General features: G+C 35.7%; 11 protein-coding genes and 2 pseudogenes. 1 reads left to right on the forward strand and 12 read right to left on the reverse strand.

What is annotated here, in order from left to right:
- Positions 1-213 precede the first annotated feature (213 nt).
- The 3 genes and pseudogenes from ACK4M9_RS08335 to ACK4M9_RS08345 all read right to left on the reverse strand — a co-directional run bounded on the left by ACK4M9_RS08335 (position 214) and on the right by ACK4M9_RS08345 (position 2,207).
- Entirely contained in the window at positions 214-1,257 is a 1,044-nt protein-coding gene (locus ACK4M9_RS08335) for an aspartate-semialdehyde dehydrogenase (RefSeq protein ID WP_409849842.1), read from the reverse strand.
- Positions 1,258-1,621: 364 nt separating this feature from the next.
- Positions 1,622-1,966 (reverse strand): annotated as a pseudogene (locus tag ACK4M9_RS08340) (dipicolinate synthase subunit B); the annotation flags it as partial.
- A 43-nt stretch (positions 1,967-2,009) separates the two neighbouring features.
- Positions 2,010-2,207, reverse strand: coding sequence for a hypothetical protein (locus ACK4M9_RS08345; RefSeq protein WP_409849320.1), 198 nt, complete (start codon positions 2,205-2,207; stop codon positions 2,010-2,012).
- A gap of 365 nt (positions 2,208-2,572) precedes the next feature.
- On the opposite strand from ACK4M9_RS08345, the gene ACK4M9_RS08350 reads away from it, so the two are divergent.
- Positions 2,573-3,841 carry an L-lactate MFS transporter gene (locus ACK4M9_RS08350; RefSeq protein ID WP_409849844.1) on the forward strand — a complete coding sequence of 423 codons (1,269 nt, stop codon included), beginning with the start codon at positions 2,573-2,575 and terminating at the stop codon, positions 3,839-3,841.
- A gap of 38 nt (positions 3,842-3,879) precedes the next feature.
- Here the strand turns inward: ACK4M9_RS08350 and ACK4M9_RS08355 are convergent, their stop codons facing one another.
- From ACK4M9_RS08355 to ribF, 9 genes and pseudogenes are all read right to left on the reverse strand, one after another.
- On the reverse strand, positions 3,880-5,391 hold the full coding sequence (locus tag ACK4M9_RS08355; protein ID WP_409849322.1) for a recombinase family protein: 1,512 nt from the start codon (positions 5,389-5,391) through the stop codon (positions 3,880-3,882).
- A gap of 65 nt (positions 5,392-5,456) precedes the next feature.
- Positions 5,457-5,723: pseudogene (locus tag ACK4M9_RS08360) on the reverse strand (flavoprotein); the annotation flags it as partial.
- Positions 5,720-6,622, reverse strand: a complete 903-nt coding sequence (gene dpaA / locus ACK4M9_RS08365) for a dipicolinic acid synthetase subunit A (protein ID WP_409849324.1) — start codon at positions 6,620-6,622, stop codon at positions 5,720-5,722. The pseudogene ACK4M9_RS08360 and the gene dpaA, both read right to left, overlap by 4 nt.
- Before the next feature lie 213 nt (positions 6,623-6,835).
- Positions 6,836-7,075, reverse strand: coding sequence for a YlmC/YmxH family sporulation protein (locus tag ACK4M9_RS08370; protein ID WP_409849326.1), 240 nt, complete (start codon positions 7,073-7,075; stop codon positions 6,836-6,838).
- 153 nt (positions 7,076-7,228) lie between these two features.
- Positions 7,229-8,470 carry a M16 family metallopeptidase gene (locus ACK4M9_RS08375; protein ID WP_409849328.1) on the reverse strand — a complete coding sequence of 414 codons (1,242 nt, stop codon included), beginning with the start codon at positions 8,468-8,470 and terminating at the stop codon, positions 7,229-7,231.
- A 17-nt stretch (positions 8,471-8,487) separates the two neighbouring features.
- Positions 8,488-9,474: a polysaccharide deacetylase family protein gene (locus ACK4M9_RS08380; protein ID WP_409849330.1), complete on the reverse strand. Its 987-nt coding sequence runs from the start codon at positions 9,472-9,474 to the stop codon at positions 8,488-8,490.
- Between the two features lie 154 nt (positions 9,475-9,628).
- Complete coding sequence (locus tag ACK4M9_RS08385) at positions 9,629-11,731, reverse strand: polyribonucleotide nucleotidyltransferase (protein ID WP_409849332.1); 2,103 nt, start codon at positions 11,729-11,731, stop codon at positions 9,629-9,631.
- A gap of 236 nt (positions 11,732-11,967) precedes the next feature.
- Complete coding sequence (gene rpsO, locus ACK4M9_RS08390) at positions 11,968-12,237, reverse strand: 30S ribosomal protein S15 (protein WP_129079326.1); 270 nt, start codon at positions 12,235-12,237, stop codon at positions 11,968-11,970.
- Positions 12,238-12,348: 111 nt separating this feature from the next.
- Positions 12,349-13,311 carry a bifunctional riboflavin kinase/FAD synthetase gene (ribF, locus tag ACK4M9_RS08395; protein WP_409849334.1) on the reverse strand — a complete coding sequence of 321 codons (963 nt, stop codon included), beginning with the start codon at positions 13,309-13,311 and terminating at the stop codon, positions 12,349-12,351.
- Positions 13,312-13,313: the final 2 nt, after the last annotated feature.

Here is a 13,313-nt window from a genome sequence, read left to right on the forward strand (position 1 = left end):
AAGGAAGTCAACCGACATTTTCATTCAGAATTGAGAGCGGAAATCATCAATGTTTAATTAGGAATAGGCCAACTCAAAAGGACCTAGTTCCTCCCATTAGATAAACAATTGTTTATCGATGATCATCAATCTCTTGATGAAGGGCTACTTGCGCACTTTTAATGTCAGCCTTTTTCTAACTATTAAAATTGTTGTTTGTTATTTTATTTAAACTTATTTTAATAATCCTAACTTCACTAAACTCTCTGAGATTTGAACTGAATTCCATGCTGCTCCTTTTAATAGATTGTCAGAAACAACCCACATATGAAAACCGTTTTGATTATCAAGATCTTGACGAATTCTTCCGACAAAAACATCATTTTTATCTACTGAATTAACTGCCATCGGATAGATTTGCTCATTAATATCATCTTCTAAGACAATACCTGGCGCGTCTTTTAACATTGTCTTCATCTCAGAAACAGATAAACCAATTTTTTCAGTTTCAAAAAATACAGATTCTGAATGACCAGTCTCAACAGGAATTCGCACACAAGTTGCAGCTACGTGTAACTGGGGTAAATTCATAATTTTTTTGGTTTCATTTATCATTTTCATTTCTTCAAAAGTAAAACCATTGTCTTGAAATTTATCTATTTGCGGAATTGCATTAAACGCAATTTGATAATGTTTATTATCAGAGCCACACGGTAAAATTTCTGGTGTAAACTCTTCACCTTTCAAAATAGCTGCTGTTTGATCCTTCATCTCTTTAATTGCGTTTGCACCGGCACCACTTACCGCTTGATAGGTTGATACAATTACTTTTTTCAGCCCATACTTTTTGCGAATTGGCTCTAATGCCACCACCATTTGTATTGTTGAACAATTTGGATTAGCGATAATACCAGTATGTTTGTGTAAGTCGGCTTCATTAACTTCTGGAACAACTAACGGTATTTCAGCTTCCATTCGAAAAGCACTCGTATTATCTACAACAATAGCTCCCCTTTTTACAGCCTCAGGAGCTAACACCTTTGAAACAGAGCCTCCCGCACTAAATAATGCTAGCTGAACACCTTCAAAGCTCTCAGGCGTGGCTTCTTGAATAACATAATCCTCATCTTTAAATGTTATTATTTTCCCTGCTGAACGTTTTGATGAGAGTAATGTAAGTTTTGAAATAGGAAAATTACGTTCTGCTAATGTTTTTAACATTTGCGCTCCTACTGCCCCTGTTGCTCCAACTACCGCTACATGAAATCCTGTTTCCATTGCCATTATGAAAGATTCCTCCTTAATATTTAGAAAATCCTAACTCATTTAAGCCAAAAATTAACTTATTCTACAATCAAATTGTTAACCTATCTCTCGATAGAGAAGGGAGTGCTTGATTTGTCTAATCAATCGTTGCAAGAGGAATACGCCACACTCATATCATAGAAAACAATTTTTAACTATTCATCGCTAAAAAACTGGTTTCATACGATGTTTTACACAGCCATTTGAAACGATTCAACTAACTGAAAGCTTTGTTAACAATTATCATTAAAAAGTTCTGTGATTCCCCATACATATGGATAATATCTTATCATAATCTTCGGCAATTGAAAACGGGGTGAATTTCTAGATTGGTAGTTTAAGATTGATCTTTATACCTCTCAACTAGAACCGGCTGGAATTGTCTTCCTTGAATTGCGGCTTCTACTGTATCCTGCAGTGCGCTCATTCTGGCAACAAGAGAATTGGGTTTTTTAAACGGATCATCTTGGCCGTAAGGAATAAAATAAATATTTTTAGTAGCCATCAACTTCATAATATTCATTCCGTTCAGTCCTAAAGCATCGTTCGTACTAATCCCTAGAACAACTGGATTTAAATTCCGTAATGTTGCTTTTGCTGCCATTAAAACAGGCGAATCAGTTAGCGCATTAGCGAACTTACTGGCTGAATTCCCTGTTAACGGTGCAATGACCATACAATCGTGTGTTGCGTATAAAAGCTACCGAAAAAAGGCTTCTGCCTCATCAATTACTTTGTTCACTTTTTATTACTTTATAAAAATGTTCCACTGCCTTTTTTTCATTCAACTCACTAGCAACTTCAACTATAAGTTTTCTCTCACTAGTTATTTTAGTTTTGTTTCTTAGACTTTTCTTCTCCGACTTATTACTTTGCTGCTCACTAATAATCATCACTCCTTTCTTAATTTTAGTTTTATTCACAAGTGATTGTCCTATATGTTAAATTAAACAGCTTAGGATTTTTTTTGAAACAGATTAGTTTTTTTACATTAATTAAATATGAAGAAACACGTTAAAATACAAATTTATCCTTAATTTTCATTCTTTATCATTTATCATAAATTTGTCACAATTCCAATCTAAAAAGTACTTAATTGATGATTTTTTTGGACTTCTATACATATTTCAAATGTAAAAATACAATAAAATTAGTGATAACTACCAATATCTATATTTTTATTTATGTATTATATTTATATATGTGTCTGTTATAATGTTTTTTGTGTCACTGTTCTAACGGAAAATTCTAAATTTCTATAAAAGGAGATACTTTAATGAAGGAAAATATGAAAGCTACAAAAAATCGTTGGTTTATTGCTTTATCTGCTATTGCTATCCATCTTTCAATTGGTGCAGCTTATGCATATAGCGTATACAAAAGACCTTTAGTTGAAACGATTGGTTGGTCTGAAACAAATGTTACTTTAGCTTTTACGATTATGATGGGTCTTGCAGGTATGTCTGCGGCATTATTTGGAAAGTTTGTTGAGAAGAACGGTCCTCGAAAATCAGCGATCGTTGCAGCTATTTTATTCGGGTTAGGACAAGCTGGTTCTGGAGTTGCAGTTGCACTTGATTCTTCAGTCATGTTCTTACTGACGTATGGGCTATTGAGTGGTATGGGATTAGGAATTGGTTATATTTCACCCGTTTCTACGCTTGTTAAATGGTTCCCTGACCGAAGAGGTCTAGCTACAGGAATGGCAGTATTAGGATTTGGTACAGGAGCATTAGCAACAGCTCCACTTGCCGAATATTTAATTGCAACAGTTAATATTACCAATACTTTTTATATTTTAGGTGCAATTTATTTCACATTAATGGTATTAGGTGCTTCTTATATTGCTAAACCAGTGGAAGGCTGGATGCCTGAAAGCATGGCTAAAGCAGTGGAAAGTGGTAAAAAAGTAATTAAAAAAGACTTACGTCAATTAAATGCGAATGAAGCTGTTAAAACAAAGCATTTTTGGATGCTTTGGTCAATGATGTTAATAAACGTAAGTGCTGGTCTTATGATGATTTCAGTAGCATCACCAATGGCTCAGGATGTCGTAGGTCTATCAGCAGCTGCGGCTGCAACATTAGTTGGTATTATGGGCATCTTTAATGGTGGTGGTCGACTATTTTGGGCTGCAGCGTCAGATTATATTGGACGTCATAACGTATTCTTAATCTTTTTTGCTATTCAGATTGTTGCGTTTGCCACTTTACCGTTAATTTCAAGTATTATCATATTCCAATTGTTAATATTACTAGTAGTTAGCTGTTACGGTGGTGGATTTTCTAATCTACCAGCATTTATTGGTGACTTATTCGGAACAAAACAACTAGGTGCAATCCATGGCTATTTATTAACTACTTGGTCTATCGGTGGTATTATTGGACCAATGCTAGTTAGTTTTATTAAGACTTCAACAGGAAGCTATATCCCAGTATTTTATGTGTTTTTGGCTTTAATTAGTTTAGCTTTAGTTATTTCTATCTTCTTACGAATCGATATTCTAAAAATACAAAAACAACAACAACAACTTGAAGAACAAAGTAATGTAGCATAATAAAAACCCCAGATGGTGAGCCATTTGGGGTTACTTTTTTATACAAAAAATATTTTTATTCTCGGTTTACTTTCTTTTTGATTATTAAACAGCTCTATTTTTTTTATTAGTGATCTTAAACGACTATTCATCTGTTTGTGACTTAATGTATGGTGCTCATTTAAAAAAATATTTAATTGCGTTAATGTTTCCTTTTTTTCATCATTACTATTTACCATCACTTGATCTGTTTTTTTCTTTTCTATAATAAGATTGTTTTTTTGTGCGATAAAATTATAGCGCTTTTTTTTATATTCATCAACAGTAATTACCGCTTCTTCAAAGGCAATATCAACTTGGTTGATTGCTTTTTCCACTTTTTTCAACTGATTATTAATAGTTATTTTTTTTGCTTTTTTCCTTTCATAACACTTACTGCTTTGTATGTTTATTTTTAAGATTTCATCTTTTAATTTTGCTTCGTAACTTTTAATCTCGTTTACAACTGCATTGATTACCGAATAATAAGATATGCTGCTATTTTTACATACCTTTCCAGTCGGGCATCTACGGTGACATCCTCTAACTATTAGATCCGTTTTTCGGTCTTTTCTTCTCATCATTGAGAGAGTATAGCCACAATAACCACACTTGACTAATCCTGTGAGACCAAATGTTCTAGCTCTTGTTTTCATAGCTTCTTTTGATCTTTCATTTATCGCTTCATTCGCTTCATCCCATACTTCTTCACTAACAATTGCCGGAAACGCATCTTTTACAATGACCCAGTTTTCTTGAGGATGGAATTCTTTTTTCTTACCATTCCATTTAATACGATGTCTGATTAAATATCCTTTATATGTTTCGTTACGAATTAACCTACGTATTGCAACCTCTGAAAATGTTCGCTGATTATTGGTCTTAATTCCTAGTCGATATAATTCAGTTGCAATCCATTTAATTCCTTTTCTTTCAATAATCCAACCAAATATTAAATTTATAACTGCCGCTTGTTCTTCAACAATAATTAGCGTTTTATTCGCTTTATCAACTTTATATCCAAAAGGGGGAACACCATTATTCCACTCACCTTTTTCGGCACCTGCCCGTTTTCCTCGCATCATTCTTTTTCTAATCTGTTTATACTCAAAGCTCGATAGAACATCCATAAAATCACTTACTAAGCTATCATTGTCTTCATTCAAATCAATTACTTGTAGGTCAGCAGTGATGATTAAAACATCGTTTTCTGCAAAAATTGCTTTAATAATCGCTGAGTCTTTAACACTCCTTGACAAACGATCTACATCCATGACTAAAACCGCATCATATGAACCCTTTTCTACTTCTTTTAGCATTCTCGTTAGCTCTGTTCTTATGTCCATATCTATCGAGCTGGCAACTTCTTCATAAATTTCATATATCCAATTATAATCTTGAGCTATTTTTTTTAATATTTTGCGATGATTGGCAAGTGTTGCTTCTGTTTCAAGCCCCTCATCTTGCCTTGATTTTCGAAGATACATTGCTATTTGTTTCACACGCTCTAACTTGTTCGTAAATTTTAACATTAGCAACCACCTCATGTTTTCAGCTATTTTATTCTAACACTCTAAATCTATGCGGTGGTTTTACCAACTATACAGTCTAACGGTGTCTTTGGTCCAAATGGTTCTGCTTTTACGATCGAATCGACAATTTCCTCGTCGGTAATTTCCTGTATTTGTGTTAGCCAATCTTCACTATCACCAAACTTTGTATCAGTTGTCTTTACAGTATGTGATACAAACGGTGTTACTTTTGCTCCTGCGTCAATTAACTTTTTCATTTCCGGAATAACGGCACTATACGTACAATGAGATCCAGTTAATCCGAAACCGATATGTTTTCCCTTTAAATTCATTTTTGTTCCTCCTCAATGGTGTTTTGTTCTTCAAGCAGCAATTTGGAAAGAACATTGGCGATAATCTGACCTGCTGTTTTTGGGGCAACAATCCCTGGCAACCCGGGAGCAAGCATTGCTTTAATGCCTCTCTTTTCCGCATAACGAAAATCGGTGCCCCCTGGCTTAGATGCTAAATCAATAATTAAGGAACGTGTCGGCATTTTTGATAAGATATTTCCCGTTAACACTTTCGCAGGAATTGTGTTAATGCAAACATCAGTATTATGAACTTCATTTGCAAGAAGAGATAATTCAATTGGTTGAAAGCCCATTTCATAAACCCTAGCTAAAAGTTCACTTTCACGTGCTGCCACTTTGACATTCGCACCTAATCCATGAAACGCTCTTGCCACCGACATTCCTACTCTCCCAAAACCTACGATAACTACATTTGAACGATGAATGGTAATATCGGTATTTTGTATCACCATCATTAACGTTCCTTCCATTGTTGGGATTGAGTTATAAATAGCAACATCATTTCTTTCAAATAACTCAACAAGTTTTCGATTTGAAGAATGGACGATTGTTTTCAAATATTGATTGCTTATCCCTGAATAAACAGTACATTGCTTTGAGGTTGCTTTTAAGTGGTCATTAGTTAAAACAATTTTTTCATTTGAAAATATTGTTTCTACCTCTCCTTCTGAACTAGTTCCACTTACCGGAAGCATTATAGCTTCTACTGTACTGAAATCAACTTGATCAAGCTGAACTTTAGTAGCGCCTGCGAACCCCTCATCAAGTTGATCAAAACCTATTAATGATATTTTGGCATCAAGCTCAATTAATTTGCGAATTACTTCTAGTTGTCTTGCATCTCCACCAATAATCGCAACATGTTTCCCTGTTAACATTGCTCCTCCCCCTTTCTCACTGTCGATTCGCCTTTAAACGTTCCACAGGGGAATTCTCCTAATTAATTCAAAATCATCTTATGTATAAACGCACAAATCGGTGAATGGTGAAAGCATGGTTTATGAGAATATTAGAATTTAGAAGTGGGTGAAAATTTTTAAGTTTAGTATAAAAAAAAGCCGTACATTTTGTACGACCTCAAAGCTAAGTGGTTATTCTTTGTCTACATCTATTATGATCATATCTGCTCCGATCTTAATAATTTGCCGCCAGTAGACAGTTACTTCTTTTTCTTTTTTACCTAAGCCAAACCATTTCATTGAGGGAATTATAAACGATTCGATTTTCCCTGTCTCCTCATCAATGACAAGATCAGTTTGTCCTAATACACCTAGCCGTTCTCCCTTATCATAATCGATAATTTCTTTGCCACTAATTTCACTTAATTTCAATATCGTTCCCCCCTTGGTGTTTATTACTTCATTTTTATGTGGACAATAAAAAAAAATACCAACCAAGGCTGGTATTTTTTTAAAGATAAGAAAGTATAACTTTTTGAACTTTAAAAGTTGTCTAGCTTGGAGCGCTCTCTGCTTTACATATAACTATTGCTTCATACTGCTTGGAAGCTTCCCATCAGGACTGATTAGTGCTACAGAATACGCTTTACTGAATAAGTCAGAACTTAGTCTGTTTACATTTGTAATCGAGACACTATTGATTTCTTCAATCATTTGATCCAAAGAGCGATGGTTTTTAAGGAGAAGTTCATTTTTTCCGTTTCGACTCATACGACTATTTGTACTTTCTAGACTTAGCATCAAATTACCTTTTAATTGCTCTTTTCCTTTTGTTAGCTCTTTTTCCGTAATACCGTTTTTGCCAATACCATCTAAGGTTGTCATAATTGTCTCATATAACTCGTCAAGTTGATGAGGCGCAGTACCACTGTATACCGTTAACATCCCATTGTCATGATAGGAAGAATGATAAGAGAATACGGAATACGCAAGCCCTCTCTTTTCCCTCACCTCTTGGAATAATCGACTACTCATACTTCCACCTAATATATTATTTAAAAGGACAAGACTATAAATATCTTCATGTCCAATTGCTAAACCATTAAAACCTAAGCAAAGGTGAGCTTGTTCTGTCTCTTTTTTCCGAACTAATTTTTCGGCTAAGAAGGCTGGTGTAACATATTCGCGGTTTTGCTTACTTTTTTCAACATCTCTAAATATCGTCTCTACTTGTTGAATAAAATCTTCATCGACATTTCCAGCCACAGAAATAACTACGTTTTCCGCAGTATACTGGTCATTCATATAGTCTCTTAATGTTTTATCGGAAAAAGATTTTAACGTTTGTTGCGTTCCTAAAATCGGATAACCAAGAGAATGAGAACCGAAGCTGGCTTGTGCTAATAGATCGTGAACAATATCATCCGGTGCATCCTCGTACATTTTTATTTCTTCAAGAACAACATTTTTTTCCTTCTCTAGTTCATTAGCTTCAAAGCGGGAGTTAAAAAACATATCAGATAAAACGTCTAGAGCAATTTGAGCATGATCATCTAAAACTTTGGCATAGTAACAAGTATATTCTTTTGAGGTAAACGCATTTACTTGACCGCCGATCCCATCAAACGCCTCAGCGATTTCCTGGGCTGAGCGTTTTTCCGTTCCTTTAAAAAACATATGCTCTAAAAAATGAGAGACACCGTTTACTGCTGTAGACTCAAATCGAGAACCCGTTCCAATCCATATACCAATTGAAACAGACCTAACTGTCGGTATTTTCTCTAAGACGATCCTTAAACCGTTGGGAGTTTCAAACTTTTGTATCAATCTAATTTTCCTCCTATTCAATATGACTCAAGAGTCTCACTCGGAACACCAATCCTCTCCTCACTAAGGAGATTAGTAACTGTACTAATTTGATATCCCTTTTCTTTTAACCCTATAATAAGCTGCTCTAATCCACCCGTACTACTGGCTGTTGGATGCATTAAAATCATTGCCCCTGGTTCCACTTTTTGTAATACTCGCCCCACCATTGCCATCGGTTCTGGATCTCGCCAATCTACTGTATCAACAGTCCAAAGAATTGTGTACATATCCATACTTTTAGCAATGTCAACAACATCCTGGCGAAAGCTTCCGCTAGGGGGTGCAAACCAAACAGGTGAAACATCTAACGTAGCTTTGATAACTTCATTCGTTTTCTGTATTTCTTCACTAATTCTGCCCTTGGACAACTTTTTCATATCTGGGTGAGAGTACCCATGATTTCCAATTTCATGTCCCTCATCTACAATCATTTTCGCTAACGTAGGATTTTTTTTCGTCCAGGATCCATCTAAGAAAAATGTAGTTTTCACATTGTAAGCCTGCATTATTTTTAGCATGGATGGTAAATATTCATTTCCCCAAGCAACATTAACAAGTAACGAAACCATTGGTTTTTCTGAGTTTCCACGATAGATAGGTGAAGGTGGTAGATCACTTAAATGAACTTCTGGTGGCACTTGCTTATATACTACTCTTTTTTTCGAAAATTGCCCATCTTTTCGCATTCTCTCATATGATGCTTCAATATTCACTTCTAAACCGTTTAAGCCTGGGACAGCTTTCCAAACTTTATCAACGACAGCATTTATTGGTGGTTGGTTTTGTTTTTGGGCAAATTGTTCAAGCTCTATAAAAATAGGATCATTAAAGGTCGATACTGCGATACTCTCCCTCTTTAGATCATCAATGTAATTAGAAGTATAAGGATTTTGAATTGAACCAATAGACAAAATAATTATAATAAAAAAAGTACAAATTTGTAAAATAAATTTCTTCATCATTAACTGTCCCCCCTTTTACTAAAAACTATGCATTAGGTGGACGAGGTAGAACAAATCTAAAATGGAGAATGTAACTTTACTGCTATCACATGATATTTACAATTTTTAATTAATAATAGAGAAAAAGAGACTGGCTAAAGCCCCAGCCTCTTTCTTAGCTTTCCTGCTTCTGTTCTTTAAGAACAGCTTTCCGTGACAAGTTTACTCTGCCTTGGTTATCAACTTCTGTAACCTTAACTAGAATTTGATCACCAATCGCAATAACATCTTCTACTTTATTCACACGCTCTTCACTAAGTTGTGAGATGTGGACAAGTCCATCTTTACCTTTAAAGATCTCAACAAAAGCACCAAACTTTTCAATTCGTTTAACTGTTCCAAGATACGTTTCGCCTACTTGAACTTCACGGACGATATCTTCAATAATTTGTTTAGCTTTAGCATTCATCTCTTGATTAATCGAACCGATAAAGACAGTACCATCTTGTTCGATATCAATTTTTACCCCAGTTTCTTCAATAATCTTGTTAATTATTTTCCCGCTTGGTCCAATTACATCGCGAATTTTATCAGGATTAATTTTCAGGATTAAGATCTTTGGCGCATACTGAGAAAGCTCTTCTTTAGGCTCGCTAATCGCCTCAAGCATATTATCCAAAATATGCAGACGGCCTTGTCTAGCTTGTTCTAACGCTTCTTCTAAAATAGCTCGATTAATCCCAGAAATTTTTATGTCCATTTGCAGTGCAGTAATACCATCTTTCGTACCAGCCACTTTAAAGTCCATGTCACCTAGGTGGTCTTCCATACCTTGAATATCAGTTAATACCGTATAGTCTTCACCTTCAGCGATAAGACCCATAGCAATACCTGCAACAGGAGCTTTTATTGGGACTCCAGCAGCCATCATAGCTAGCGTACTAGCACATATACTTGCCTGAGAGGTAGAACCATTAGATTCTAAAACTTCCGAAACAAGACGAATTGTGTAAGGGAAAGTTTTCTCAGATGGAATAATTGGTTCTAAGGCACGCTCACCAAGAGCCCCATGACCAATTTCTCGACGTCCTGGTCCACGAATCGGTCCTGTTTCACCAACACTAAATAATGGGAAGTTATAGTGATGCATAAAACGTTTTGATTCTTCAATGCCTAGTCCATCAAGAATTTGAACATCGCCTAGAGCTCCAAGGGTACAAATACTAAGTGCTTGAGTTTGTCCTCTCGTAAATAAACCAGACCCATGTGTCCTAGGTAAAATATCAATCTTCGAAGTAAGCGGACGAATCTCATCTTTAGCACGTCCATCTGGACGAATTTTTTCCTTTGTAATTAAACGTCTAACTTCTTCTTTTACAATTTTATGAAGTATTTCTTTTACTTCACCTAAATCAGTTTCTTCATTTTGTTCGAAATGTGCCACTGCTTTTTCCATAACAGCGTCAATAGCAGCTTGTCTCGCGTGCTTTTCTTGAACTTGTACAGCTTGTCTCAACTCAGTATCGGCAAATTCACGAACTAAAGCTTCAAGATCCGCGTCCAGTGTGTGAAGAATGATTTCTGATTTTTCGATCGTACCAAGTTGAGCGATAATTTCTTCTTGGAAAGCAACTAGGCGCTTAATTTCTTCGTGACCATACATAATCGCCTCTAACATTACCTCTTCAGATACTTCTTCACTACCTGCCTCTACCATGTTAATGCCATCTTTAGTACCAGCAACAACTAAATGAATATCACTTTGCTCTAATTGCTCTGTTGTTGGGTTAATGAAAAACTGCCCGTCAATTCGCCCTACAGTTACACCAGCGATAGGACCATCAAATGGAATATCAGAAATCGATAAAGCTAGTGATGAGCCTACCATAGCGGCCATTTCAGGTGAACAGTTTTGGTCAATACTCATGACGATACTAATCACTTGTACTTCGTTACGAAACCCATCAGGGAATAGTGGACGTATTGGTCTATCAATAAGTCTACTCGTAAGAATAGCATTTTCACTCGGACGTCCCTCTCGCTTAATAAAGCCACCAGGGATTTTCCCAGCTGCATAAAGACGCTCTTCATAATTCACCGTAAGTGGAAAGAAATTCAATGGTTTTGGCGATTTAGAAGCTGTTACAGTTGCTAAAACCGCCGTTTCTCCATACCTTACCATTACAGCTCCATTGGCTTGTTTTGCAAACTCGCCAATTTCAAACGTTAATTCTCGACCTGCCCAATCAATTGAAAACTTTTTTGTTCCATGTTCCATTTGTACGAGTACTCCTCTCGTTTACCTTAATTTTGAATGAATTATTTTTGCCAAAAACAGCAAAACCTTCGTTTTACTTTTATTTAACAAATGATAATTAATTATACCTTTATTGTTTCCTTAAATATGTAAATTAAAAAGTGTTTTTTTCATCAATGAAAAGTGAAAAATTATTAATATTTTCCATTAAAGAAATCTAACAAAAAAGCGGGAAGAATCCCGCTTTCGTGTCTTTACTATCTACGTAAACCAAGCTTGTCAACCAGGTTACGATAACGTGTAACATCCTTATTACGTAAGTACGTAAGTAAGTTACGACGTTGTCCAACCATCTTTAAAAGACCACGACGTGAGTGATGATCCTTCTTGTGTGTACGTAAATGGCCGTTTAACGTATTAATTTGCTCCGTTAGGATAGCGATCTGAACTTCTGGAGATCCAGTGTCAGTATCGTGCACTTTAAACGTTTCAATGATTTCATTTTTACGCTCTTGAGTTAATGCCATCCTAATTCACCTCCTTTTCATAATCCCCAATTCCCTAGCAAACGTCGGTGAAGCGATATTGCCAAGCAATGGTTTTGTACAAACGTACAGTAATAAGAATACATTGTTTTGCTAACAATTGCAAGAACACATGTTTAATTTATTTAAAATTAGTTTTGCTTTCGCTTTATCTTCTTGAATTTGACTAATTAATTGTTCAATAGAATCAAACTTCTTTTCACTTCTAATCCACTCAATCCACTGTATTGCTACTTCTTCATCATATATGTCTTGATCAAAATCAAATAAGTGAATTTCAACTGATTTAAACGACTTGTTCTCACCATGAAATGTTGGTTTGTAACCTATATTACAAACCCCTTCATATGTTCGGCCTTTCACTTTTACACAAACAGCATAAACTCCAATTATCGGTAGTAAATAGCGGTCTGTGTTAATATTTGCCGTTGGAAAACCGATTGTGCGGCCACGTTTTTCACCGTGAACAACAATTCCTACAACCTCATAATATCTCCCTAAAACTGGGGGGATTTGTGCCACCTTCCCCTTTTCTAAAAGTTTGCGGATATTGGTAGAACTAATCTTCTCATGATCTTTTTCTACTTTTGAGATTGTAGTTTGAGTAAAAGCATTTCTAGAATGAAACGGGAGTGTCTCCATTGTTCCCTTCCCTAACTTACCATAACTGTAATCAAAACCGGCTACTACATGTTTTACATTCAAGCCAATTAAGTAATCATCTACAAACTGTTGCGGGGTTAGATTAGCAAACTCTCGCGTAAATTCGATGACATAAAGGATATCTACCTCTAATTGACTAATGAGCTTTATTTTTTCTGGCATTGGGCTCAAATAATCTAAAGGCCCTTGGTCGGCACGCAATACTTCTTTTGGATGTGGACTAAATGTCATGACTGCGCACTGCATCTCTTTTTGCTTGGCCAATTGTTTGGCAGTCGAAATTACCTGCTTGTGACCTAAATGAACACCATCAAAGAAACCTAAAGCGACCACAGTTTCTTTTAAGTTTTCTTTCCTTAGCTGATGAGGGTGTGACAAAATGATCGTTTCCAATG

Origin of the sequence: Anaerobacillus sp. (genome assembly GCF_046314235.1) — a bacterium.
Classification (GTDB): Bacteria; Bacillota; Bacilli; order Bacillales; family Anaerobacillaceae; genus Anaerobacillus.

Excerpts from the sequence above, each read along its gene's own strand:
- ACK4M9_RS08335 (WP_409849842.1), bottom strand. The coding sequence starts at position 1,257 with ATGGAAACAGGATTTCATGTAGCGGTAGTTGGAGCAACAGGGGCAGTA.
- ACK4M9_RS08350 (WP_409849844.1), top strand. The coding sequence starts at position 2,573 with ATGAAAGCTACAAAAAATCGTTGGTTTATTGCTTTATCTGCTATTGCT.
- ACK4M9_RS08355 (WP_409849322.1), bottom strand. The coding sequence starts at position 5,391 with ATGTTAAAATTTACGAACAAGTTAGAGCGTGTGAAACAAATAGCAATG.
- dpaA (WP_409849324.1), bottom strand. The coding sequence starts at position 6,622 with ATGTTAACAGGGAAACATGTTGCGATTATTGGTGGAGATGCAAGACAA.
- ACK4M9_RS08380 (WP_409849330.1), bottom strand. The coding sequence starts at position 9,474 with ATGATGAAGAAATTTATTTTACAAATTTGTACTTTTTTTATTATAATT.
- ACK4M9_RS08385 (WP_409849332.1), bottom strand. The coding sequence starts at position 11,731 with ATGGAACATGGAACAAAAAAGTTTTCAATTGATTGGGCAGGTCGAGAA.
- rpsO (WP_129079326.1), bottom strand. The coding sequence starts at position 12,237 with ATGGCATTAACTCAAGAGCGTAAAAATGAAATCATTGAAACGTTTAAA.